This window comes from Cohnella cellulosilytica (assembly GCF_042431195.1).
In the GTDB taxonomy this organism is placed as follows: Bacteria; Bacillota; Bacilli; order Paenibacillales; family Paenibacillaceae; genus Cohnella; species Cohnella cellulosilytica.
Map to the genome: position 1 here is coordinate 275,253 of NZ_JBHMDN010000016.1, position 23,543 is coordinate 298,795.

General features: G+C 61.8%; 20 protein-coding genes. 16 read left to right on the forward strand and 4 right to left on the reverse strand.

Annotated features, from left to right (window positions below):
* Positions 1–171 precede the first annotated feature (171 nt).
* From ACFFT4_RS13200 to ACFFT4_RS13230, 7 genes are all read left to right on the forward strand, one after another.
* The gene (locus ACFFT4_RS13200) at positions 172–1,275 is read left to right on the forward strand and encodes a Gfo/Idh/MocA family protein (RefSeq protein WP_378048294.1); all 1,104 of its coding nucleotides are present in this window, start codon (positions 172–174) and stop codon (positions 1,273–1,275) included.
* Entirely contained in the window at positions 1,272–2,111 is an 840-nt protein-coding gene (locus ACFFT4_RS13205; RefSeq protein WP_378048295.1) for a sugar phosphate isomerase/epimerase family protein, read from the forward strand. The genes ACFFT4_RS13200 and ACFFT4_RS13205 overlap by 4 nt, the downstream gene beginning before the upstream one ends.
* Positions 2,112–2,120: 9 nt before the next feature.
* Positions 2,121–2,924 (forward strand): response regulator transcription factor, encoded by an 804-nt coding sequence (locus ACFFT4_RS13210; RefSeq protein ID WP_378048296.1) that lies wholly within the window; start codon positions 2,121–2,123, stop codon positions 2,922–2,924.
* Positions 2,887–4,632, forward strand: coding sequence for a sensor histidine kinase (locus ACFFT4_RS13215; RefSeq protein ID WP_378048297.1), 1,746 nt, complete (start codon positions 2,887–2,889; stop codon positions 4,630–4,632). Before ACFFT4_RS13210 ends, ACFFT4_RS13215 begins: the two co-directional genes overlap by 38 nt.
* A gap of 154 nt (positions 4,633–4,786) precedes the next feature.
* The gene (locus tag ACFFT4_RS13220) at positions 4,787–6,490 is read left to right on the forward strand and encodes an ABC transporter substrate-binding protein (protein ID WP_378048299.1); all 1,704 of its coding nucleotides are present in this window, start codon (positions 4,787–4,789) and stop codon (positions 6,488–6,490) included.
* Between the two features lie 126 nt (positions 6,491–6,616).
* Positions 6,617–7,537, forward strand: a complete 921-nt coding sequence (locus ACFFT4_RS13225) for an ABC transporter permease (protein ID WP_378048301.1) — start codon at positions 6,617–6,619, stop codon at positions 7,535–7,537.
* 15 nt (positions 7,538–7,552) lie between these two features.
* Entirely contained in the window at positions 7,553–8,470 is a 918-nt protein-coding gene (locus ACFFT4_RS13230; protein ID WP_378048303.1) for a carbohydrate ABC transporter permease, read from the forward strand.
* 244 nt (positions 8,471–8,714) lie between these two features.
* Here ACFFT4_RS13230 and ACFFT4_RS13235 read toward each other — a convergent pair whose 3' ends face one another.
* On the reverse strand, positions 8,715–11,612 hold the full coding sequence (locus tag ACFFT4_RS13235; protein ID WP_378048305.1) for a hypothetical protein: 2,898 nt from the start codon (positions 11,610–11,612) through the stop codon (positions 8,715–8,717).
* Positions 11,613–11,679: 67 nt separating this feature from the next.
* Here ACFFT4_RS13235 and ACFFT4_RS13240 point away from each other — a divergent pair, with 67 nt between their 5' ends.
* The 7 genes from ACFFT4_RS13240 to ACFFT4_RS13270 all read left to right on the forward strand — a co-directional run bounded on the left by ACFFT4_RS13240 (position 11,680) and on the right by ACFFT4_RS13270 (position 18,538).
* Positions 11,680–12,684, forward strand: coding sequence for an AraC family transcriptional regulator (locus ACFFT4_RS13240; protein ID WP_378048307.1), 1,005 nt, complete (start codon positions 11,680–11,682; stop codon positions 12,682–12,684).
* 174 nt (positions 12,685–12,858) lie between these two features.
* A complete protein-coding gene (locus ACFFT4_RS13245; protein ID WP_378048308.1) occupies positions 12,859–13,539 on the forward strand; it encodes a GntR family transcriptional regulator in 681 nt (226 codons plus the stop codon).
* On the forward strand, positions 13,536–14,513 hold the full coding sequence (locus tag ACFFT4_RS13250) for a sugar kinase (protein ID WP_378048311.1): 978 nt from the start codon (positions 13,536–13,538) through the stop codon (positions 14,511–14,513). Before ACFFT4_RS13245 ends, ACFFT4_RS13250 begins: the two co-directional genes overlap by 4 nt.
* Positions 14,514–14,546: 33 nt before the next feature.
* A complete protein-coding gene (locus tag ACFFT4_RS13255) occupies positions 14,547–15,206 on the forward strand; it encodes a bifunctional 2-keto-4-hydroxyglutarate aldolase/2-keto-3-deoxy-6-phosphogluconate aldolase (RefSeq protein WP_378048313.1) in 660 nt (219 codons plus the stop codon).
* 284 nt (positions 15,207–15,490) lie between these two features.
* Positions 15,491–16,522, forward strand: a complete 1,032-nt coding sequence (locus ACFFT4_RS13260) for an ABC transporter substrate-binding protein (RefSeq protein WP_378048315.1) — start codon at positions 15,491–15,493, stop codon at positions 16,520–16,522.
* A 15-nt stretch (positions 16,523–16,537) separates the two neighbouring features.
* Positions 16,538–17,566, forward strand: coding sequence for a FecCD family ABC transporter permease (locus ACFFT4_RS13265; RefSeq protein ID WP_378048316.1), 1,029 nt, complete (start codon positions 16,538–16,540; stop codon positions 17,564–17,566).
* On the forward strand, positions 17,567–18,538 hold the full coding sequence (locus ACFFT4_RS13270) for a FecCD family ABC transporter permease (RefSeq protein ID WP_378048317.1): 972 nt from the start codon (positions 17,567–17,569) through the stop codon (positions 18,536–18,538).
* Positions 18,539–18,674: 136 nt separating this feature from the next.
* Here ACFFT4_RS13270 and ACFFT4_RS13275 read toward each other — a convergent pair whose 3' ends face one another.
* The gene (locus tag ACFFT4_RS13275) at positions 18,675–18,956 is read right to left on the reverse strand and encodes a toxin-antitoxin system YwqK family antitoxin (RefSeq protein ID WP_378048319.1); all 282 of its coding nucleotides are present in this window, start codon (positions 18,954–18,956) and stop codon (positions 18,675–18,677) included.
* Positions 18,957–18,998: 42 nt separating this feature from the next.
* Positions 18,999–20,429, reverse strand: a complete 1,431-nt coding sequence (locus ACFFT4_RS13280) for an aminotransferase-like domain-containing protein (RefSeq protein WP_378048321.1) — start codon at positions 20,427–20,429, stop codon at positions 18,999–19,001.
* Positions 20,430–20,679: 250 nt separating this feature from the next.
* On the opposite strand from ACFFT4_RS13280, the gene fur reads away from it, so the two are divergent.
* Positions 20,680–21,162, forward strand: a complete 483-nt coding sequence (gene fur / locus ACFFT4_RS13285; protein ID WP_378048323.1) for a ferric iron uptake transcriptional regulator — start codon at positions 20,680–20,682, stop codon at positions 21,160–21,162.
* Positions 21,163–21,260: 98 nt separating this feature from the next.
* Here fur and ACFFT4_RS13290 read toward each other — a convergent pair whose 3' ends face one another.
* Positions 21,261–22,139 carry a LysR family transcriptional regulator gene (locus tag ACFFT4_RS13290; protein ID WP_378048325.1) on the reverse strand — a complete coding sequence of 293 codons (879 nt, stop codon included), beginning with the start codon at positions 22,137–22,139 and terminating at the stop codon, positions 21,261–21,263.
* Between the two features lie 159 nt (positions 22,140–22,298).
* Here ACFFT4_RS13290 and ACFFT4_RS13295 point away from each other — a divergent pair, with 159 nt between their 5' ends.
* A complete protein-coding gene (locus tag ACFFT4_RS13295; protein ID WP_378048326.1) occupies positions 22,299–23,522 on the forward strand; it encodes an MFS transporter in 1,224 nt (407 codons plus the stop codon).
* The last annotated feature ends 21 nt before the right edge of the window (positions 23,523–23,543 follow it).

Sequence of the window (23,543 nt, forward strand, 5' to 3'; positions counted from 1 at the left end):
AATACTCCGAGGGCAGCAGATTTGGCCGAATTTTCGTTCCATGCAAGGAACTTTTGTGAAGGCGTACCGGAGGTACGTCAAAGGGTCGAAGCAGGGGGCGAAAAGGCGGTGAAAGATGCCCCTGAGCGGGTTTTCAGACACGCCCTAATACGAACGGGAGTGAACCCCATTATGGTTCAACGTATTTATATGGTCGGCGCGGGGGCGATTGCCCGCCTTCACGCCAAGGCGATCCGCAAGGAAGCCGAGGCCGGGCAAGCGGCCGCGGAGCTGCATGTGACGGACAGCAATCCCGCCGCGGTCGCCGACTTCGTCCGGCAATTTCCCGAGGCCGTCCCGCACGGCGATCTGGAGACGATGCTCGCGGAGCCGGCAAGGGACGACGACATCGTGATCGTGGCGACGCCGCCCGTCGCCCATGCGGAGATCGCCTGCCGGGCGCTGGCTTCGGGGCGGCACGTGCTCTGCGAGAAGCCGCTGGCGGTCAGCCGCGAGGAAGCCGCGCGGATGCTAAGCGCGGCTCGCAAGGCGAACCGGCTGCTCGGCTGCTGCAGTTCGCGGTTCGCCGGCCTGCCGACGACCGGCCGGGTGAAGGAGCTGCTGGCGCGGGGAGAGCTGGGCCGAATCTATCAGATGAACTGGATTCAGCGCCGCCGCCGGGCGCGCTCCGGGGTCGAATACCAGCCGGAGAGCCGCTGGTTTCTGCGCCGCGAGATCAGCGGAGGAGGCACGCTGATGGATTGGGGGCCGTACGACATCGCGGCGATGACCGAGACGCTGCAGCCCGTGCGGGTGGACGTGCTGCACGCCTGGACGGCCAATCCGCGCGCCGACCATCCCGTCGCGCTCGCCGCCCCGTTCGACGTGGAGCAGCATGTCGGAGCGCTGCTGCAATTCCACTTGGCGGACGGCAGCCGGTTTCCGGTCCGCTACGAGCGGGCCGCCTGCTGCCATGGCGAGGAGCGGACGGTGACGGAAATCGAAGGGACGGAGGGAGCGGTGTCGTGGGACTGGCTCATCTTCGGCGAGGACGGGGAACTGGTCCGCTTCGGCGATGAGGGCGGAGAGCCGGTCCGGGAGACGAGCCGGCTGGCCGACGCGACGCCGGACATGATGGACAAGCCGATCGTTTATTTCCGCCGGGCGGTGGCCGGGCTGCCTTCCCTCGCGATCGTCGGCGAGCAGGCGGTATTCAACTTCGGCATCCTGGCCGCGATCTACGATTGCGCGCGCACGGGAGAAGCCCAATCCGTCGAACTGGAGGAGCCGCGATGAACAGAATCTACGCGATGGACACTTTTTTCTATCATTCTCTCGGCAGCTATCCGCTGGAGACGCGCTGCGAGATGCTGCGCGAGCTCGGCTACGACGGCGCTTACTTGACGCTGTGGGACGAGCGGGCGTGGCGGGACGTCGAGCGGCTGTCCGCGGTCCGAGGAGATTACGGGCTGGACGTGGCCGCCGTCTACGTCGTGCTGGACGTTGCGCTTCCGCCCGAGCATCCGGAGGCGGCCCGCATTCTGGAGCTGTTCGGAAGACTGCAAGGCTGCGACAGGGTCGAGCTGGCCCTGACGACCGGCGAAGCGGGACCGCCTCCTTCCGATCCCGCTGGGGACGCCATGGCGCTGGCCTGGCTCCGGCGGCTGCTCGCCGCGGCCGAGCCGGGCGGCGTCCGGATCTCCCTGTACCACCACGTTTACTACTGGATGGAGCGCTGGCAGGACGCGCTGCGGCTCGTGCGGCAGCTTCAACATCCGCTGCTTGGCATCGCCTTCAGCTCCTTTCATTGGTACGCCGTCGACGGACGCGCTCCGGAGGAAGCGCTGACCGCCTGCCTGCCTTATCTGCATGCGGTCAACCTGTGCGGAAGCCGCAAACTGCCGGACGGCGCCGGCCTGCCGGCGTCGATCGAGCGCATCGAGCAGGGCGAGCTGGATATTTTCCATCTATTACAGCTTCTGCGGCGCCTCGGGTACGAAGAGTGGATCGGATTTCAGGGCTACGGCATCGGCGGGGACGCGTACGCGCACCTGGACAGCAACAAGCGAACGTATCTCGGCCTGCTGGAGCGGCTCTCCCGCCATCCGGAATGGCGGCTGTCCGCGCCGTGAGGGGTTAAGATGCGCAAGGTGCTGCTGGTGGACGACGACGTGTACATTCGCCAGGGGATGAGAAATCTGATCGACTGGCGCGCGCTCGGATTCGAGATTGGCGGGGAGGCCGGCAACGGGATGGAGGCGCTCGCCTGGATGCAGGCGCACCGGCCCGATGTGGTCATTACGGACATTCGCATGCCGGTGCTGGACGGGCTCGAACTGGTGGCCAAGGCGGCGAAGGAATGCGCGTTCCCCGTGTCCTTCATTATCGCCAGCGGCTACGAGGACTTCAAATACGCGCAGCAGGCCGTGCGCAGCGGCGTCAGAGACTATCTGCTGAAGCCGATCGACGAGGACGAGCTCGTCTTCGCCCTGCGCGGAATCGAAGCGCGGCGCCGCGGCGATCCGGAGCGGGAAGCGGAAGAGCCGTCCTCCTTCTCCTCGTCCTCCGGCGTCATTTACGGCGTCAAAGCTTATATCGAAGCGCATTTTCGCGAGGAGATCAGCCTGAAGAGCATCGCCGCTTTATTTTATATGAATCCGGTGTACCTGGGTCAGCTGTTCCGCAGAACGTTCGGGCTGCTGTTCAACGAATTTCTGCTCGGCGTCCGGATCGCGGAGGCGAAGAAGCTACTCCGCTCTACGGACAGGCTCGTCTACGAGATCGGCGAACAGGTCGGCTTCAATACGCCGAGCTATTTCGTCGCGCAGTTCGAGAAGCTGGAGGGTGCGACTCCGTCCCAGTTCCGCAGCCGCTATCGCGAAGCGCCGGAGAGAAGGAGCGAAGGGCATGAACCGGAGCCTGAACAACGTCAGACTTCGCCATAAGCTGTTGCTGATCTATTTTCTGTCGGTCTTTTTTCCGATTCTGCTGACCAACCTGTTCTTCTACTCGGTGACCGCGCACAACGTCCGCAGCCAGAGGGAGAAGGACGCGGCGCAGGCGCTCGAACGGATTCACGGCGAGCTGCAGGCGCGCATCGATACGGCCGTCGGCATCTCTTCGGTCTTCTACGCGGACAGCGTCGTTAACGAGGCGCTGGAGAGAACTTACGATTCCCCGATCGCCTATTTGGACGTCTACGACGAAGCGCTGCGCGCGAGCCTGGCGAAATACGCTCCGGTATACGGCTTTATCCAGAGTATGACGATTTACACCGACAATCCGACGGTGCTCGGCTCGGGCGGCATCGGCTTCATCGACGAGACGGTCAAGCGCGCCAACTGGTACGGGAAAGTGGCGGAGGCCGGCGGCATGCCGGTATTCGTGCACGACGGGCGGCGCGGAAGCTCGCCGTTCAGCGTCGTGCGGAAGCTGAACGCCTTCAGCTCCCGGGACGAATACGAGAAGGTGCTGAAAATCGACCTTCACCGCGACGCGATTGCGCAGGCGCTCGGCAACATGGGGTTCCCGGGCGACTTGTATTTGCTCGGCCCCGACCGCGCGATCGAGCTGGCGACCGGTCCGGGAACGAACGGCGGAGACGGGCCGGTCCGCTTCGACGACCTGCCGGTGCCGGACGGCTCGCGGGTGCTCGTCCAGCCGTATTCGCGGGCGAACGAGCTGTACGGATGGGCGCTGGCCGGCGTTATCCCCAAGGGTCAGGCGCTGGCCGGGACCGGAGAGCCGCGCAGGCTTGCGCTTTACCTGACCTGCGTCAATCTGCTGCTGCCGACGCTGGTGCTCGTCTGGATCGCGAAGTCGCTGCACGATCGCCTGCTGCGGATCGTCAGGCAGATCAAGAAGGTGAAGCGCGGCAACTTCGAGCCGATTGCCGAGGAGGAGGCCGAGGCGGCGAAGGACGAGATCGGCCAGCTGTCCGCCGAGCTGAATCGGATGACGCGGCAAATTCGCGAGCTGATCGACGAGGCGCTCGCGGCGGAAATCGAGCGCAAGGATCTGGAGCTGCAGCGCAGGCGGGCGCAGATTCATGCGCTGCAAAGCCAGATCAATCCGCATTTTCTGTTTAACGTGCTGGAGACGCTGCGGATGCGCAGCCTGATCAAGGGTGAGACGGAGACGGCCCAAATCGTTCGCAACATGGCCAAGCTGTTCCGCAAATCGCTATCCTGGGGCAACGACTGGATTACGGCCGGGCAGGAGCTGGATCTGATTCGCTCGTTTCTGGAAATTCAGAAATATCGCTTCGGAGACCGGCTGCAGTACCGGATCGAGGCGAACGGGGAGGCCGCGCAGAGCCGAATTCCGAAAATGGTGTTTTTGCCGTTCGTCGAAAACGCCAGCCTGCACGGAGTGGAAAAAATAGAAGCGCAGGGCGTCATCGAGCTGGTCTTGTCGCTTGATCGGGACGGTCTGCTGTTCCTGCTTCGCGACAACGGCGGGGGAATGGACGAGCCTACGCTGCGAAAGGTGCTGTCCGAGCGGCCGGAGGAGGAAGAGGACGAGACGCATGTCGGCATCCGCAACGTCCGTTCCAGGCTGGCGCTCTATTACGGCGACCGGGCGACGCTGGACATCGCAAGCACTCCCGGATGCGGAACAAGCGTGCGGATCCGGCTGCCGCATCCTCTTTAAGCGGCTATTCGTCAAGCCCGGCTTATGAACACGACTTTAATTTGTGTAATTATCGCTAAAGTTTGTTGCTCTCTCTCCGTGCGGACCGTTCGTTATGATGGATTTGTAGGCGCTTACAAAAATTCATTCCAATCTCAAGGGGGAAACGACAAGCATGAAAGGCTCGCATATCCGTTATCTCGCGCCGGCAGTGGCGGCGATCGTTCTGTTGGCCGGGTGCGCCAAGGACAACGGCGCTCCGTCCTCCGGAAGCGCCGCGCCCGCCTCGGCCTCGTCTTCGGCGGAAAGCTCCGCCGCGCCGGCGCTGCAGCCGGTGACGTTCACGTATTTTAACGCGGCTTCGGCCGGCAAGGACGGCAATACGAACGAGACGACGCTCGGCAAAATACTGGAGGAGCAGACCGGCGTCAACTTCCGCATGGAGCATCTGGTCGGCGATCTGAATACGAAGCTGGGCGTGATGCTGGCCGGCGGGGACCTGCCCGACGTCGTCGTGCCGGACGCCGGCATCGACAAAATGCTGGACGCCAAAGCGTTCATCCCGCTCAACGAGCTGCTGGATCAATACGGACCGAACCTGAAGAAGCTGTACGAGCCGTATTGGGACCAGCTGCCGGCGGAGGACGGCAGCATCTACATTCTTCCGTTCGCCGCCAGCAAAGGCTTCGTTCCCGACATGTACCAGCCGGGCGCGTTCTACATTCAGCGCGGAGTGCTGAAGGAGTTCGGGTATCCGAAGCTGGAGACGCTGGACGAATATTTCGACCTGATCAAACGGTATAAGGAGAAATACCCGGAGATCAACGGCGCCGGCACGATCGGCTTCGAGGCGCTGACCGACGACTGGCGGTTCTTCACCCTCAGCAACCCGGCCGCGACGCTGGCCGGTCTGCCGAGCGAAGGCGAAGTGTACGTCGACATGGCCACGAAGCAGGCGCACGTAACCGGCGACGCCGAGTTTACGAAGCGCTGGCTGCAGACGCTTAACAAGGCGAACGACGAAGGGCTGTTCGACAGAGAGTCGCTGGTCGCCAAGTACGATCAATATATCGCCAAGCTGTCCAGCGGACGCGTGCTCGGATTTTTCGATTACGGCTGGCAGATTACGCCGGCGGTGCAAAATTTGCTGCAGGCCGGGGACGACGACCGCCAATACATCGGCTTCCCGCTCGTGCTGGACCCAGGCGTGCGCGAGCAGTACATGGACCCTCCGGTATTCGCGACCAACCGCGGCATCGGCATTACGACAAGCGCGAAGGACCCGGCGCGAATCGTGCAATTTTTCGACAATATGGTCAAGGAAGAAAACCAGAAGCTGCTGTTCTGGGGCGAGCCGGGCAGCATGTACGAGGTGGACGGGAAGGGCCGCTTCTACCGGACGAAGGAGCAGATCGAGCAGATCGCCGATCCCGAATTCCAGCAATCCTACGGATTCAAGTATTTCAGCTACTACTGGCCGATGGGCGCCGGGCTGTACGAGGACGGCAACGCTTATTTCCCGGATCGTCAGCCGGAGGTAATCTCGGCGAGCTATACGGAAGGGGACAAAAAAATTCTGGAAGCTTACGGCTTGCAGGTGTTCACCGACGTATACCGGGAGCCGGCCGACGTGGAGGAGCGCAAGTGGTATCCGGTCTGGACGGCGGCCAAGCAGCAGGGATCGCCGGAGCAAATGTTCGAGCAGAAGAAGATGGATCTGCAGCGCAAATGGTTCCCGAGGCTGATTCTGGCCGAGCCGTCCAAGTTCGAGGCGATGTGGGAGGAGTATGTCGGGCTGTTCCGCAAGCTGGACGTGAAGGCGTACGAGGATTGGGCGAACGGCGTCATTCAGGATCGTCTGGCCGGGAAGAAGCGGTAACGCCCGGCTGAACGGACCAAGGCGCAGTCAGGAGGAAAGGAGAGGGGAGACCGGCGGGCGCATAAGGACATCCGAGCGCGTTAGGACCGCCGGGTCTTCCCGACCCTTGGGCAGGAGGAAAAGAGAATGTCCCGCAAATCGTGGATGGGCAGGCTGATGGATCAGAGGACGCTGGTGTTGATGTCGGTGCCTTTCGTGATCTGGTTGTTCGTATTTCGTTATCTTCCGATCTGGGGCTGGACGATCGCTTTCCAGCATTATCGGCCCGGAACGAAGTTGTGGGAGCAGGAATGGACGGGCTGGGACAATTTCCGGCTGCTGTTCCGGGAGGAAGCGTTCTATCTGGTCATGCGCAATACGCTGGCCATGAGCTTGATTAATTTGGCGCTGGGCTTTGCAACGGCGATTACGCTGGCGGTGCTGCTGAACGAGCTGCGCAGCGTGCTGTTCAAGCGCGTCGTACAGACGATCAGCTACTTGCCTCATTTTATTTCCTGGGTCGTCGCCTCCAGCATTATCGTCACGGCGCTGTCGACCGACGGCTCCGGCATCGTCAATCTGATTCTGCTCAAGCTGGGTTTGATTAACGAACCGATCTTATGGCTGGCCGAGGGAAAATACTTCTGGGGCATTCTCGGCGTGTCGGAGGTTTGGAAAAACGTCGGCTGGAATACGATTATTTATTTGGCGGCCATTACCGCGATCGACCCGGCCCAGTACGAAGCGGCGGAAATCGACGGAGCGAACCGGCTGCAGCGGATTTTGTACGTCACGCTGCCGGGGCTGAAGCCGATTATCGTCCTGCTGATGATCATGAATATCGGCAATATTCTGGAATCCGGATTCGAGCCGCAATATTTGCTGGGCAACGGTCTGACGGCCGATTATTCCGACAATCTCGATATTTTCGTATTGAAGTACGGCATTGCGATGGGCAACTTCTCCTTCGCGACCGCCGCGGGCGTGTTCAAGACGGTCATCAGCATCGCGCTGCTGTTCGGGGCCAATCATATGGCCAAGCGCTTCGGCCAAGACAGATTATTCTAGGCGGTGTATCGCTTCATGAAGCTGACATCCGGAGCCCGTTCGGCGGGCGACGTAATGTTCGATATCGGCAATGTACTGTTTATGTGCGGCCTGATGGCCGTCACGCTGTATCCGTTCGCGAATATGCTGGCGGTGTCGCTTAACGACGCCATGGACGCCTCGCGCGGAGGCATTTTCCTCAAGCCGCGACTGTTTACGCTGTATAACTACGAATACGTGCTGCGCGAAGCTTCGATCTTCCGGTCGCTGACGATTTCGGTGCTGCGTACGGTCATCGGCACGGCGATCACCGTGTTCTGCTCGGCGATGGTCGCCTATACGGTAAGCCGTCCGGAATATTTGCTGCGCAAATGGGTGACGCTGGCGTTTATTTTGACGATGTATTTTAACGGCGGGCTGATCCCGACGTACTTGCTGCACAAGGAGCTGCATCTGATCAACAGCTTCTGGGTGTACATTATTCCCGGCATTGTCGGCGCCTTCAATATCATTATCATTCGCTCCTTCATCGAAGGCATTCCCGACGGCATTAACGAGTCGGCCAGAATCGACGGTGCCGGTGACTTCAAGATTTTCATGAAAATCGTGCTGCCGCTCTGCACGCCGGCCTTGGCGACCGTTGCGCTGTTCGTCGCGGTGTGGCAGTGGAACTCGTGGTTCGACGTGTTTCTCTACAACTCTTCCAATCCGAAGCTGAGCACGCTGCAGTACGAGCTGATGAAAATTTTGCAGACCGCCAACGGTTCGTCGACGCAGGCGACCGTCGGGGACGTGCTTGGAGGCGGCCGGAGCGCGGGCGCGACAAACCAGGTGACGCCGACGTCGATCCGGGCGACGATGACGATCGTCGCCAGCCTGCCGATCATTCTCGTCTATCCGTTCCTGCAAAAGTATTTCGTCAAGGGGATGACGCTGGGCGGGGTGAAAGGTTAGGGGCGGCCGATTCTCAGGCGCTGTCTCGTAAGTAAACAAGGACGTACCGAACGATAATCGATGGAATATTGCAAGTCGCATCTATCTCCTTCCGCTGCTATACGATCCTGAAATTTTGAAGGGGTAAACCCGTCGCAGGGTCATTTCAGGAACGTATGAGGCAGTCTCCAGGAGATAGATGCTTCTTCTTTACCCTCGATCATCCAGTACGCCTTTACTTACGAGACAGCTCCCGCATAATCGGTTAGTCCGGAATTCGCACAACGGTCTGGTTCAGCGTCCCGGCCGTCGCCGGAAAGCGGAGACCGCCGGCCGGGTCGAGCACGTAATATTCCAGATCCTCGTCCCCGCCGGGAATCTCGGCCCGATAGACGCCGCGGTTGACGTGCTCGAGCGGAATTCGGCGGTAATCGCCTTCGCCCATCGGCCGCCAATGGACCGCGGCCCCGTCCGGGCGCGTGCCGAGAAACAGGACGGTCAGCTTCAGCGGCTCGCCGCGATCCAGCGACGTCCTGACGGTCGGCACGATCATCCGCGCTGCTCCCGAGTAATCGGAGGACGGGCGGGCATCCGGCGGCAGCGGCCGGCCAAGCAGCTTTTCCAGGCGCTCTCCGTCGCGGATCATGATCCGGTGGAGCGCCTGCTGCTGCGTGTTGGCGACGGTGCCCAGCTCGCCGGGGGTGGAGACGGTCGCCAGCAGGTGGCGGTTCAGCTCGGCGACAAGCCGGACAAGCCGCAGGCGAATCGGCAGCAGCAGCTCGGCCGCCAGCTCCGCGCGGGACTGGGGATCGGCCGCGGTTTCCGTGCGCTCTATCGCCGCTTCGTAAGCGCCAAGCTCGCAGCCGATGCGCGCGGCGGAGCGGAGGTAGCGGAACTGGTTTAGCCAATAATCGAAGCGCTCCAGATTGCCCGCCCCGACGACGCGTTCCCGCAGCGCTTCGAGCCGGTCGAGGAACGCATAGTCGAGCGACACAAGCGCCCAGGGCGAGCGGTCGGCGGCGATCGTGCTGCCCGGTCCGGTCACCCAGACGATCGGACGGGGGAGCGCGCCGTCCGCGGCGGCGAACAGCTCCGCGATGTCGTCGGCCGCTTCCGGTCCGAATCTGGCGGCCGCCCAATCGCGGTAGAAATCGCCCGACGGAAGATGACGGCTGCGCACCGCGATTTCCGGCAGGTCCGCCTCCCAGTCGTCCCCGGCCGCGCCGCCGCAGTTGATCGTGCGGATATACGCGTCTCCGAGAGCAGGGTCGGCTTCGTACGGCCGTCCGGCGACTTCGATTGCGCACAGGCACGCTTCTCCGCCGATCGGCCGCAGCGTCAGCCCGAGCAAGCCGTCCACGACCTGAATCGGGATCGTCAGCTCCACTGGCGGCTCCTGTGCCGTCCCGCCGTGCAGCTCGACGATTCGCGAGACGGCCTGGCCTTCCGACTGGCCGTAGACGGACAGCTTGACCGTGCATTGGCCTCGGGTATCGTACGACCACGGCCTCAGGAGCAGGCGAACGCGGTAGAAGCCGCCGGGAATGCGCAGACGGTAGCCTTCCGCCCCGACGCGCCCGGTTCGGCCAAGCTCGCCGCCTTCCTCGCCGTGCAGCACGACGAGCGCGCCCCCGATTGCGCCTTCGCGGCGCGGATCGCCGCCGCTCACAGCGTCGTCGTCGGCCTCCGGAGGCGGCGTCCACCCGGCTTGAGCGAGCGCGGCCAAGGCCGGATCGATCGCTTTCGTGCGCCAGTGGATGCCCATGAGGCCGCTGCAGCCGAAGCGGGCGGCGTCCGCCGCGTCGCGGAGCATCCGGCCGGCCCAGAGCTGGGGCGCGATCAGCGCCGGATCGTCCTCCAGCCAGGGGATGGCCCATTTCGGCCGGTCGCCGATTGCCCGGAAGCCGTCGTCGATGAATTCGAAGCCGAATTGCCGGTTGATGCAGCTAAACGGCATCGATGCCGGAAGCTGCCGGTCGTACAGCGTTCGGTCCTGCTGCGGCCCGAGCACCCAGCCGCAGGTCGCAAGCTCGAACTCGGCTCCGGCAGCTTGCGCCGCCTCGGCTGCTGCGGCGATGTCGCGAAGCGTCGCCTCCGACTCTTCCGCCGTATTGCCGTTCCAGGTCCAGCTTTCCGGCGTCCACAGCCAATAATAATCGAGCGGGTGCGTATGTTCGATACGAGCGAATATACCTTCGTAAAGCTTGCGGATCGTGTCGGCATCGTCCGGGTCGAGACCTTGCTTCAGCAGCCGCTGCCGCAGCCTGTCCGGTACGGCGAGCGGCGTCTCCGTGCCGAGGCACGTGCGTACGCCAAGCTTGCGCGCCCAGGCGAAAGTGCCGGCGAGCAGCCGGCCGAAGCGGTCGAACAGCTCGTTCTCGGCCTGCTCTCCGGGCGGCCAAGGGGTCATGTCCCGCATATAAGGAGCGCCGTACGAATCGCGCTCGAACAGCTCGGCCGCGCCGTCGAAATAGCTTCCCGTAGGCCGCGGGGCAAATCCCCATACTTCGCTGTCCGTCGTGAAGTGGCGGGCGGGATAGCTCGCGGAGACGCGGCGGTCGCCGTCGTCGCTGCCGGCGTCTTCGGGCAGACCGATCCAGACGCCCGGCTCCGCGTTGTAGGACAGCGGATCGGGCTGCTTCTCCGGATAGTTGTGGAGGCCGAAGAAATTCATTTTCAGCTTGGGCAGCTGTGCGATAACCGCCTTGTAATCGTCCTCGGACCACCAGTCCGGCCCTTCGGGAAAGTCGTGGAAGGGCAGAACGCCGCGCAGCTCGAAGCCGGGCGACCCGGACTCGTCCAATTGGGGCAGCTCGAACGGAATCGTCCGGTCGGGAACGATGTCCCCGTGCAGGGAGAAGCGGACGCCGAGGCGCTCCGCAACCCGGTAGGCCGCGTACAGCATGCCGCCCTCGCGGCCGCCGCGGACGTGTACCCAGCGGCGGCCGTCCGGCGAGGGGCGGGTCACGATCCGGTACTGCTGCGGATCGCCCTCATGAGCGACGGCGTATCCGCTCGCTCCCGCGGGCGGTTCGTCCGCCTGCACCAGCGGCAGCAGCCGCGAGGTTCGCAGGTAAACGTATCTTCTGAGCTCGCGCGCGGCGAGACGTTCTTGAACGGTGGCTTCCGTCGGGTAAACAATGACGATAGAGTTGCTGGACATATAGGGGCAGCATCCTTTCTATAGCTATAATCTACTTTCACTCTAGGACACGAGGAGCGGGCGGACAATGAACGGACGGACGAAGATCGTGCACTATTTACCTGAATGGAAAGGGGAATCGTTCATGGCAGCAAGAGCGGCAGCCGATGCGCAGCACATTCATCCTTACGTGATCTACGCGGGGTGGTTAAACGGGGACAACTGCCCGCCGGAGGGCAGCGCCTTCCCGCCGCGCACGACGAAATGGTACGAGCTTGAGCTGATCGTCTGGGGCCGGGGCCGGATCGATACGATGGGGGACCGTTCGGACGCTTTCCGGGGCCGGCTGTTTTTCCGCAGGCCGGGCATGCGGGTTCAGGGCTTCGCGCCCTACCATTCTTATATGATTCTGTTCGATCTGATCCGTGACCCGGACAAGCAGGCCCAGTATGAAGAGGAGGGAATGGGGCAGCTTTACGGCGGTGAGGCTTGGGCCGGAGCGGAGGAGACCGCCGCGGCGGCAGCGTCGTTCCCGGGCATCGTGGACACGGAGGACAGCGAGGCATGGGAGCGGCTGTGCGACGGCCTGTACCGGGAGTATGCCCGGAGCGGTCGTACGGACCAGCTGTTTCTGAAAACGGGAGTGCTGCAGCTGCTTTTGCGTCTGCGGCAGGAGCCGGTCTCCCGGCGTGCGCCGCTCTCGCCGCATTGCGCGGCAATTCGCGTGGTTCAGGCGGCCATCGACGGAAATCCAGCGGAGCGCGTCACGCTGGCGGAGCTGGCCAGGCGAGCCGGAATGAGCCGCAGTCTGTTCGGCAGCCATTTTACCGCCGTCGCCGGCGAATCGCCGATCGCTTACGTGAATCGCGCCAGAATCCGGCTGGCCAAGCGGGAGCTGCTTCGAACGGACGACAGTGCGAAGGAAATCGCCCACCGGTGCGGCTTCGAGAACGTCAACTACTTTTTCCGGGTATTCAAGAGATTGTGCGACTTGACGCCTCTCGAATATCGCGAGCGCGCGCTCCGCGACAGCGGACGAAGCGGCTTGGACGCTGCGGAGCGGATAACGGAGCAAGCCCGGACATCCGAATAGGCGGGATGCCGAGAGAGCGGTCCGGGCTGCCGGCAATCGGCGGAACGGCGCGGCGCGAGCGAAAAGCCAAATTGACGAAGGAAAGCCCGTTCTGCTATACTCGGCCTATCGATAGAATTATCGATAATTTTATCGATAACCTAACAAAAAGAGGGATGCGCCATTTCGTTTCGATTGGACGAACGGGGAACTTCGCTGAGCGAGCAAGTGTACCTGGGCTTGCGGGAGGCGATCGTCCGAGGAGAGCTTAGCCCGGGGTACCGGCTGCTTGTGCTGGAGATTGCGAGCGCGCTCGGCATCAGCCAGGCTCCGGTCAGGGAAGCGATGGAGCGGCTGAAGCAGGAAGGACTGCTCGTCGGCAAAGCGAACAAAGGCTCGATCGTCGCGGAGATCAAGCAGGAGGAGATCGAGGAGCTGTACGCCCTGCGGGAGCTGATCGAATGGGATGCCGTGAGCAGGTCGATTCCGCGTCTGGGGCCGGAAGACTTCGAGCGGCTGTCCGCATTTTACGAGAATATGCTCGAAGCGGCCCGCGAAGACGACTTGTTCCGGTTTATCGATCTGGACATGGCCTTCCACGGTTACTTTTTCGAGAAGTCGGGCAACCGGACGATTCTCCACATTTGGCTGCAGACCGCGGTTAAGCTGAAGAGGTTTCTGGCGATCACCAACAAGCTGTATTTTCCCGACCTGGCGTCGATCGCCGTCGGCCACGCGCCACTGATCGAAGCGCTGAAAACCGGGAACGAGGATGAGATCAAGCGGCTGTTCGTGCTCCATCTGAAGGAAGTCTGGTGGAGAATGGGACGCAGCCGGGACAACGAGCAAGAACGTCTGGGGAGGCAGGAGCGATGAGTGTGCATACGGAAGCGGGCGAAGCGGCGTTTCGTCCGGAAGTGATCACGTTCGGCGAGACGATGGGGCTGCTAATCGGGGGCTCCAAAGGGATTGAACACAGCGCGAGCCTGGACAAATCGTTCGGGGGCGCGGAAAGCACCGTCGCGATGGGACTGGCGCGGCTCGGGCATCGCGTCGGCTGGTTCAGCCTGCTCGGCGACGATCCGATGGGACGACTTATTCTGAAGACGATCCGGGGAGAGGGCGTCGACGTCTCCCGGGCCAGGCTGACGGCGGAGGCGCCGACCGGGTTGATCCTGCGGGAGCAGCTTGCCGGCAAAATGTCGGTGTATTATTACCGCAAGTTTTCCGCGGCGAGCCGCATGCGGCCGGAAGATCTGGACGCCGGGTACCTCTCGCAGGCCAAATTTCTTCATCTGACGGGCATTACGCCCGCCCTTAGCCCGAACTGCCGGGATACGGTGCGCGAGGCGATCCGCATCGCGAAGTCGAGCGGAGTGAAGGTGGTGTTCGATCCCAACCTGCGGCTGAAGCTGTGGGGGCTGGACGAAGCCCGGGCGGTTCTGCTGGAGCTGGCGGAGGAAGCGGATTATTTTCTGCCCGGCCTGGATGAATTAAAGCTGCTGTACGAGACGGACGACTTCGAGGAGATCGTCGGCCGGCTGAGAGGCTTGAAGGCGCAGTCGATTCTCAAGGGAGGCGACGACGAGACTTACGTCATCGGTCCGGATGAGGTCGTTGCCGTGCCTTATTTCAAAGCGAAGCATTTCGTCGATCCGATCGGAGCCGGGGACGGCTTCTGCGCAGGCTTCCTGTCCGGGATTTTGCGCGGCTTCTCCCCTGTCGAAGCGGTGCGGCTGGGCAATCTGGTCGGCTCGCTTGTCGTGCAGACGATCGGCGACTGGGAAGGCTTGCCTACCCGCGAGGAAGCGGATGCGGTCTTGAACGATAAAGCTCATGTAGAGCGCTAATTACCTTAAAGCCAGAAAGGGCGGATTCAACAGATGAACAAGCTTAACACGATCCAGCGTATTGTGGAACACGGCGTCGTCGCCGTATTGCGGGGGAAAGACGCGAACGAAGTCGCCGAGATGGCGGAGCAGGCGATCGCGGGCGGCGTTAAAGCGATCGAAATCACGATGACGGTGCCGTCGGCGCTTAAGGCGATCGAGAAGCTGGCCGGGAAATATTCCAGCACGACGAACGATCCGGACAAATTCGCGATTATCGGCGTCGGCACGGTGCTCGACCCGGAGACGGCCCGGGCCGCCATTCTGAGCGGCTCCGAATTCGTCGTCGGACCGTCGCTTAATCCGGCGACCGTCGCGCTGTGCAACCGGTACCGCATTCCGGTCATGCCGGGCGTCATGACGATCAAGGAAATTCAGGAGGCGCTGGAGCTCGGCGTCGATATTGTGAAGCTGTTCCCGAGCACGACCCCGTCGGCGATCAAGGCGATCAAGGGCCCGCTGCCGCAAGCGAACATTATGCCGACCGGCGGCGTTACGCTGGACAATGTCGGCGAATGGGTCGCGGCGGGCGCCGTGGCCGTCGGCATCGGCTCCGACTTGACGAACGAGGCGGCCAAGAAAGGCGACTTGAGCCTGATCGCCGCCCGCGCCGCCCAATACGTGCAAGCGTTCAAGGCGGCCAAAGGGCGATAAGCCGACGGAAGCCCGTCTTGATGGATTGCGGCCGGCCTGCAAAGCCCGCCGAACGTTATAGAGCCGTGAGCATTAAGCCTGCCTGCCGCGTGAACGCGGTTGGGCAGGTTTTTTACGTTGATTGCGGAGAGCGGAGAATAGGCCAGCGGGACGGCGTTCATCGTCGGACAAAACTGGATGGAAGCTAGTTTTGCAAACTGGATGGCGCCAAAGCCGATTCCCTTCGCTACAATCTATAATTGATAATAATTATCATTTTCGATTACGACGAGGGGGAGCAAGACATGAACAGGAAATGGTCGATCATCGTTTTTATGCTGTTGTTTATTATAACGGCAACAGGGTGCGGAGCAGGCAGCGACGGGCAGCCGTCCGCCGGTTCGCCAAGCGGTACGGAGGCGGCCGCCGGGACGGAAGCGTCGGCGGCGGAATCCGCTCCGGCAGAATCCGCTCCGGCAGAATCCGAGCCTGGCGCGGCGGCATCCGTCGAGCACGAATGGGGAACGTATCAGTCGGAAACCGTTCCCGAGCGAATCGTGACGCTGGATTTCTCCTTCATCGACACGCTGACCAGTCTTGGAGTTAAGCCGGTGGGCAACGCGGGCGTAGGCACGACCAAAATCCCCGAATATTTGCAGGATCGGGTGACGGAAGCCGATGCGGCGGACGTCGGGGAGCGGAAGGCTCCGAATCTGGAAGTGGTGCAGTCTCTGAAGCCGGACTTGATCATTGCCAGCGTGGATCGCCACAGCATGATTCGCGGAGAACTGGAGGGCATCGCGCCGACGGTGGCGTTCGACGACGTCAGCTACGACGAGGTGCTGGACAACGTGCGGAGCATCGCCGCGATCCTGGGCAAACAGGAGGAAGCCGAGCAGGTCGTCGCCGGGCTGAACGAGAAAATCGCCGCCGTCAAGCAGCGGATCGAAGGCGCTCCGACCATTCTGGTCGCCGGTCTGTTCGACGATACGTTTACGGTATGGGTCAAGGATTCGTTCGTGGGCTCGCTGCTCAGCCAAGTCGGGGCGGACTACGCTTTTAACGGGGAAAAGGACAATCTGGAAGGCAAGGGCGAAGGGGTACATATGACGCTCGAGCGGCTCCACGAGATCAATCCGGACTACATTATGCTGTACGGGGACAGCCCGGACAAGCTGCAATCCAATCCGCTGTATCAAGATTTGAAATCGGTCAAGGACGGCCGCTTTATCGTCGTGGACCGCAATTTGTGGGCGCGGGGCCGCGGTCCGATCGCCGCGAACGAAATTCTGGACGAGACGCTCGCCGCGCTGGCGGCGGATTCCGCATCCGAGTAAGGAGAGAAACCGGGCATGGGCGCAAGCATGGAACATAGACGGCCGGATTCGCGTCCGGCCGCCCTCCGGTGGGCGCCGGCGGCAGCGCTGCTCCTGCTGTTCGCGGCAATTGCCTGGCTGACGTTGACCTATCGGGTAAGCGGATTGGACTGGCGAACGCTGTTGTCGCCTTCGGGCGACCTGAAGGACGAGCTGGCCGCCTATACGGTCTGGCATGTGCGGGCTCCGCGGCTGCTGCTGGCGGCCTCGCTCGGCGCGGCGCTGGCCGTGGCCGGCTGTCTGCTGCAGGCGATGACGCGCAACCCGCTGTCCGATACCGAGATCATCGGCCTGAACCAGGGGGCTTCGTGCGCCGCGGTGGTCGCCCTGCTCCTGTTCGGCGGCTCCGACAGCTCGCTGGTCATTCTGCCCGCCGCGCTGTGCGGCGCCGCGGTCAGCGGGGTTCTCGTCTACTGGCTGGCGCGCTTCGGCGGCAGCGACGTGTCCAGGCTGGTGCTGTCCGGCGTGGCGATCAGCGCTTTCATGGGGGCGCTCACGACCGGCATTATTTTGCTGTTCGAGACGCGGCTGATGGAAATCGTCTATTGGATGGCCGGCAAGCTGTCGGGAGCGAATTGGTCGGACAACCGGCTGATCTGGCTGATTGACGCGCCGGTTCTGGCCGCGGCATTTCTGCTGTCCGGAAGGCTCAACCTTCTTGCGCAGGGCGACGAGGTGGCCGCCGGGCTGGGCGTGAACGTGGCGCGCACCCGCGGGCTGCTCGGCCTTATGGTCATCCTGCTGGCGGGCAGCGCCGCGGCGGTGGCCGGACCGATCGGCTTCGTCGGCCTGATGGTGCCGCATATGGCCAGAAGGATCGTCGGCATCGCGCATCGCCGACTCATTCCCGCGTCCGCGCTGCTGGGCGCCGTTCTGCTGTCGACGGCGGATTTCGCCGCGCAGTGGATTTCCTATCCGGCGGATATTCCGGTCGGCATCGTCACCGCTTTCCTCGGCGTGCCGTTCTTCCTCTATCTGCTTCGCCGAAACAAGGAGGAACGCTGAATGAAGAAAGCGCGCTTTGCATCCACGGCCGTCGGTCTGCTTCTCTTGCTGCTTGTCATCGCTTTGCTCAGCCTGCGCTTCGGCGCGGTGTCCGTGCCGCTGTCCGATATCGTGAAGGAACTGTTCGGAGGAGAAGCGCTGGTGCTGAAGTATCGCTTGCCGCGACTCGCAATCGCGGTGCTGGTCGGCATCAATATGGCCGTATCGGGAGCGATTCTGCAGGGGATCACGAGAAATCCGCTGGCGGCGCCGGACGTGGTCGGCGTATCGGCCGGAGGCGGCTTCGCGGCGGTCATCGTCCTGCTGCTGTATCCCGGCTCCGGCGCGCTGCTGCCTTTTGCGGCGTTCGTCGGCGCCGTTGCGGCCGCGGCCGTCGTCTACGCGGCGTCTTATCAGCGGGGAGGCGTTCGACCGCTGCGCCTGGCGCTGACCGGGGTGGCGGTATCGACCGGTTTTCAGGCGATGATTACGTTCCTGATCGTCAAATACGCGCTGTCCTCGTCCCAGGCGCTGGTCTGGCTGAAGGGCAGCCTCTACGCCCGGTCCTGGCAGCACGTTGAGCTGCTGTGGCCGTGGACGCTGGCGGGCTGCGCGATCGCGCTGCTCGGAAGCCGCCACTTGAACGCGCTGCAGCTGGACGAGCAGACGGTCAGAGGCATCGGCATGAAGGTTCAGGCCGCGCGTCTGGCGCTGCTTGCGACGGCCGTCGGCCTCGCCGCGAGCGCGGTGGCGATCGCCGGCACGATCGGCTTCGTCGGCCTGGTCGTTCCGCCGCTGGCCCGGCGTCTGGTCGGCTCCGACAGCAAGCGGCTGCTGCCGGTCGCGGCGCTGCTCGGGGCCGCGCTCGTCTCGCTGGCCGACCTGCTCGGCCGGGTCGCGCATCCGCCGCTGGAAATTCCGGCCGGCATTCTTACCGCGCTGATCGGCGCGCCGTATTTCGCTTACGTGCTGTTCGTCCGCATTTCGCGGTAAAGGCATAGAAGCGCGGCTGATCCCCCGATCCGCCGCGCCGCAAGCGGAAGCCGGCATCGGGTCGTTTAATCGGTTTTTCGCGAGCTTCCGAAGGCACGTAAAATGTACCGTTCCCGGCCTTGTCCGCGGGGACGGTTTATTTTTTATCGCGATTGGTCGTTTTGTATTTGTTTCCCTTGTTGTCGTAGGTGATCCATTCGCCGACGGGTTCGCCCTTGTCGAAATATCCTGAACGTTTTAACGTTCCGTCCGTCCGATACCATTCCCAGTAGCCGTCCGGAGCATCGTTGACCATTTTTCCTTTCGACCAGATCGTATTTCCGTTGGCGTGGTATTTGATCGTCAAACCCTCTACCACTTCCATTTCTTTTTCCTTGACGCCGTTAGGATGGATCAAATCGCACTTTTCCTTCTCCATTACCTTACCTCCCTGTAACTGAAACGATTCCGTTATACCAGCCTACTCCGCGACGGAGCGAATCGCCTCCGCCAGACGGGCGATGCCCAGGTCGATCTCCTCCGCCTTTGGCCGGGCATAGGTGAGGCGCATATGACCGGCTTCGGCCCCGTACAGGCTGCCCGGAACGAAAGCGACCCCGTGTCCGAGCGCTTCGTCGAGCAGACGGCTGTCGTTCATGGCGGCGTTTATTTTGCACCACAGATGCAGTCCTCCTTCCGGAAGGGAGAAGGAAACGAGCCCGGGCAGCTCTCTCTCCAACGCTTCGGCCATCAAATCCCGCTTGTATGTCAACTGCTGCCTAAGCCGCTCAATATGAGGGGCGAACTGCGGCGATCCGATGAACCGTGCCGCGATCTGCTGCGGGATGACGCTGAAACCGAGGTCCATCTGGCGCCGGGCGTCGGTCAGCCGGCTGATGACGGAGTGCGGCGCGACAATCCAGCCGATGCGCAGGCCAGCGGCGGCGATTTTGGAGAACGAGCCGATATACAGCGTGTTCGATGCCGCATCCTCCGCTTTCAGCGGCAGCGGGGCGTCGTCGGCGGTCAGGCTGTGAGGGTCGTCCTCGACGATCGGGAGGCCCAGCTCGCTTGCCGTCTCCAGCAAGCGGCTTCTTCTGCCGGGATCGAGCACCGTTCCGGTCGGGTTCTGATAATTGGGATTGACGAAAATCATTTTGATCCGGTGGTTGCGGTGCAGCGTTCGTACCGCATCCGGGTCCACGCCCCGCTCGTCGACCGGCAGGCGATACAGGCGAAGGCCGGCAGATTGGAACATCGACAGCGAGCGGGTAAAGGAGGGCGTCTCGACCGCCACCGCGTCTCCGGGCGACAGCAGGCATTGCGTAATCAAGTAGAGCGATTGCTGGGAGCCGCTCGTAATGAGCACCGAGGCTTCCGTCGTGCGAATGCTCCTGTGCCGTTCCAGAAACTCGGCCAGCGCTTTTCTTAACGGAAGAAAGCCTTGTCCCCCGTCGTAACCTTCCGCGGGAGGATAGGGGAGGTTTCTCATAATCCGCCCGATCTCCCGGTCGGGGGACAGATCGACGGACAGCTTGCCGCTGGCAAAATCAATGATGGACGGATCTCCGGCAAGATTTTCGCGGATCAGGCGCAGAAACGGCAAATTGGGCAGAAAGCTCCCGCTCTCCGCATAGCGATGCCATTCGGGCGTGCGGATTTCCGCGTTAGCGTGCTTGAAGGGGCCGACGATCGTTTTGCTTCCCGGGATGGATTCGGTGAAGCCGTGCGAGCGCAGCTCCGCGTAAGCCTGCACGACGGTGCTGCGATTCACGCCGAACAGCCGGGCCAGCTTGCGTTCGGAAGGCAGCGGGCTGCCGGGAGGGAATTCCCCGCCGACGATTCGTTCCTGCAGGTGCTCGGAGATTTGAAGGTAGAGCGGGAGAGGGCTTTGGCGGTCGGGTTTCCACACGGGTACACACCTGCTTCGTTCGGTCTGGCGGCGGGTCGTACGCGGACTCGCGATATGTTTGAATTTTACCATATGAAGTTCTTGCCGTCACTTTAGGGGCCGACCGCATCGTCGCTTCGAAAGGAATAATAAGGATATAATAATGCGCTTATGGGATATGCTGGCGATTTTTTTGATTTTTTCGCCCGATTTCGCTATGATGGGAAGGTGACAATATAATCGACTCTAATGAAGCGGAGGTGTCCATAGGATGGATATCGTGGAGCAAATCGACAAGATCAACCGGCAGTTGACCGTGAACGGATATAAGCTGACGCCGCAACGCGAGATTACTCTGAAGGTGCTGCTGGAGAACGAGAAAGACCATTTAAGCGCCGAAGATGTGTTCATGCTGGTGCGACAGAAGTTTCCGGAGATCGGCTTGGCTACGGTATACCGGACTTTGGAGCTGCTCGCTGAATTGCACATCGTGCAGAAAATGAACTTCGGAGACGGCGTCGCCCGCTTCGACCTCCGTCAGGAGGGGCACGATCATATGCATCACCATCTCGTCTGCAGAGTATGCGGAGCGTTGGAGGAAATTCAGGACGACTGGCTGGTGGAGCTGGAGCAGCGGGTCGCCAACGAGTACGGCTTCAAGGTCACCGATCATCGGCTCGATTTCATGGGCGTGTACCAAACCTGTAAAAACGGCAGCAAAACCTGCAAGAAAACGGGTAAAGCCGTTTCTTAAGCGGCGCAAGCCGCCAAGCATCGGGTAAAGCCGTTATAGAACCGGCGATAGCCAACCTGCCTGCCGCCTCGCCGCGGTTCGGCAGGTTTTTTTGCATCTTACAGGCCGGATTTGACGAGATCGACGAAGTTTTGCGCGGCCTGGGACAGGCGGTGCTGTTTGAGCCAGATTAAACCGACCGGCGAAGCGAGCTCGGTGTCCGGCGTCACTTTGCTGGCGTGGATCGGATAGCCGTGATGCTTCTTCAGCACCGTCTCCGGAACAATCGACGAGCAGAAGCCGGATGATACCAGCTCCAGCAGCAGCGCGATGTCGGAGCACTCGCCCATCAGACGAGGGGACAGGCGGGAGCGGGAGAACGCCTCCAAAATCAAATAATGCACGCCCAGTCCCTCGGTGCTCGGCAGCACGAGCGGGGAGGCATGAAGATCGGCCAGCGACACTTCGTCCGTCATCCGCTCCTCTTTCGCCGACGAAATAAAATAGAAGGGCTCGCTGCGAAGATGGAGCACGGCGAAGGAAGACAGCTCCAGCGGCAGGCGAATAATCGCCAATTCGATGGCCCGGTCCCGCACCAGCTGGCATAGGTAGGCGGACTCGTTCTGCTGGATTTTATAGGCGACCTTAGGGTAGCGGCTCCCAAAGGCCCGCAGCAGATCGGACAATCCCGCGGCGGAAAACGTGTTGACGCCAATGTTCAATTTGCCGCTCGCCCCGTTCCCGACTTCCTTTGCTTCCGTCTTCGCTTCTTCCATGAGCGCAACCATTTGCAAGGCGTACTTGTACAAGGTTTTTCCGGCTTCCGTGACTTCGAACGGCTTGCCGCTCCTCTCGACCAACGTCGTGCCAAGCTCCTCCTCCAGCGCTTTCAAGTGCTGGCTAAGCGGCGGCTGCGACATATGAAGCCGCTCGGCGGCGGCGGAGATTTTGCCTTCCTCGACGATTGCGATAAAATACCTCAACTGCCGCATGTCCAAGTCCGTCGAACCTCCTTCTATAGGGAAAAGCTAAGCGAAACCAATTTTATTTATATTTTTCATATACCGAATCTCATGTTAGCATACTTGTAGGGAAGAAAAGAAGGGCCGCTTGCGGGTTTCTTCCTTCCTGTTTTCCAGCTGTAAAGGAGATCGTTCATGCGCATCAAATCGGCTTTTCCGCTGCTGCTGATCAATATGTTTCTCGCGAATTTAAGCATGGGACTCGTCATTCCGATCCTGCCGGAGCTGCTCGAGCAGTTCCGGGCCGGAGGACAGGCCGCGGGGTATCTCGTATCCTGCTTTGGCCTGACGCAGTTTCTGTTCTCGCCGATCGCGGGCAATCTGGCCGATCGTTACGGCCGCAAGCCGCTTATCATTGCCGGACTGATTCTGTTCTCGGCCTCCCATCTGCTGGCCGCTCTGTCCTGGGATCTCTCCTTGCTGTTGGTCTCCAGGCTGATCGGCGGAATGGGCTCCGCCGCTTTAATCCCGGCCATCATCGCCTATGCCGCCGACATTACGACGGACGACCAGCGGGGCAAAGCGATGTCCTGGTCGGGCGCGGCGATGACGTCGGGCTTTATCATCGGACCGGGAGTCGGCGGTCTGCTGGCCGAATGGGGGCTTAAGGCGCCGTTCCATGCTTCCGCGATCGTAGGCGTGCTGGCGATGCTGTGCAGCCTGTGGCTGCTGCCCGAATCGCTCAAGCCGGAAGTCCGGAAGCTGCGCTTGCGGACGCAGCAGTCGAAGACGAATCTGTTTCGTCAAATTGCGCTTTCCGTTCGGTCCCGCTACTTCATTCTGCTGCTGATCGTGTTCACGATGACCTTCGGGCTGACGCACTTCGAGGCGATTTTTCCGCTCTATGTCGTCCAAGCGTACGGCTTCGGCACCGGCGAGATCGCCGTCCTGCTGACGCTGTGCTCCTTGATCGGCACATTTAATCAAATCGTGCTGACCGACCGGATCAGCCGGCGGTTTGGGGAGAAGAAGGTGATCGGCGCCATGCTTGCGCTGTCGGCCGTCTCGCTCGCGTGCCTGCTCGTGTCGGGCAATTATTTTTACGTGATGTTCGTTACGATGCTGTTTTTTACGTTCAACAACATTTTGCGGCCGACGATGAATACGCTGCTGTCCAAGGCGGCCGGAGAGGATCAGGGCTTCGTGGCGGGGATGAATAACGCCTACACGAGTCTCGGAACGATATTCGGTCCGCTGCTGGCCGGCATTCTGTTCGACATCGATCTTGGCCTGCCCTACCTGTTCGGCGCGTCGGTGCTGCTGGCGGGCAGTATCGTTCTGGTCAGACGGATCGACGGCAGGTCGTCTCCTTCCGCGTCCGAAGCGGAATCCGAAACGGCCTTCGGAACAACGGGGTGAAGCCGCAGGGGAAGGGAGCGA

Coding starts and splice junctions, on each gene's coding strand:
- fur (WP_378048323.1), top strand. CDS start 20,680: ATGGATATCGTGGAGCAAATCGACAAGATCAACCGGCAGTTGACCGTG.
- ACFFT4_RS13235 (WP_378048305.1), bottom strand. CDS start 11,612: ATGTCCAGCAACTCTATCGTCATTGTTTACCCGACGGAAGCCACCGTT.
- ACFFT4_RS13270 (WP_378048317.1), top strand. CDS start 17,567: ATGAAGAAAGCGCGCTTTGCATCCACGGCCGTCGGTCTGCTTCTCTTG.
- ACFFT4_RS13240 (WP_378048307.1), top strand. CDS start 11,680: ATGAACGGACGGACGAAGATCGTGCACTATTTACCTGAATGGAAAGGG.
- ACFFT4_RS13200 (WP_378048294.1), top strand. CDS start 172: ATGGTTCAACGTATTTATATGGTCGGCGCGGGGGCGATTGCCCGCCTT.
- ACFFT4_RS13265 (WP_378048316.1), top strand. CDS start 16,538: ATGGGCGCAAGCATGGAACATAGACGGCCGGATTCGCGTCCGGCCGCC.
- ACFFT4_RS13260 (WP_378048315.1), top strand. CDS start 15,491: ATGAACAGGAAATGGTCGATCATCGTTTTTATGCTGTTGTTTATTATA.
- ACFFT4_RS13225 (WP_378048301.1), top strand. CDS start 6,617: ATGTCCCGCAAATCGTGGATGGGCAGGCTGATGGATCAGAGGACGCTG.
- ACFFT4_RS13215 (WP_378048297.1), top strand. CDS start 2,887: ATGAACCGGAGCCTGAACAACGTCAGACTTCGCCATAAGCTGTTGCTG.
- ACFFT4_RS13205 (WP_378048295.1), top strand. CDS start 1,272: ATGAACAGAATCTACGCGATGGACACTTTTTTCTATCATTCTCTCGGC.
- ACFFT4_RS13210 (WP_378048296.1), top strand. CDS start 2,121: ATGCGCAAGGTGCTGCTGGTGGACGACGACGTGTACATTCGCCAGGGG.
- ACFFT4_RS13230 (WP_378048303.1), top strand. CDS start 7,553: ATGAAGCTGACATCCGGAGCCCGTTCGGCGGGCGACGTAATGTTCGAT.
- ACFFT4_RS13295 (WP_378048326.1), top strand. CDS start 22,299: ATGCGCATCAAATCGGCTTTTCCGCTGCTGCTGATCAATATGTTTCTC.
- ACFFT4_RS13275 (WP_378048319.1), bottom strand. CDS start 18,956: ATGGAGAAGGAAAAGTGCGATTTGATCCATCCTAACGGCGTCAAGGAA.
- ACFFT4_RS13255 (WP_378048313.1), top strand. CDS start 14,547: ATGAACAAGCTTAACACGATCCAGCGTATTGTGGAACACGGCGTCGTC.
- ACFFT4_RS13220 (WP_378048299.1), top strand. CDS start 4,787: ATGAAAGGCTCGCATATCCGTTATCTCGCGCCGGCAGTGGCGGCGATC.
- ACFFT4_RS13250 (WP_378048311.1), top strand. CDS start 13,536: ATGAGTGTGCATACGGAAGCGGGCGAAGCGGCGTTTCGTCCGGAAGTG.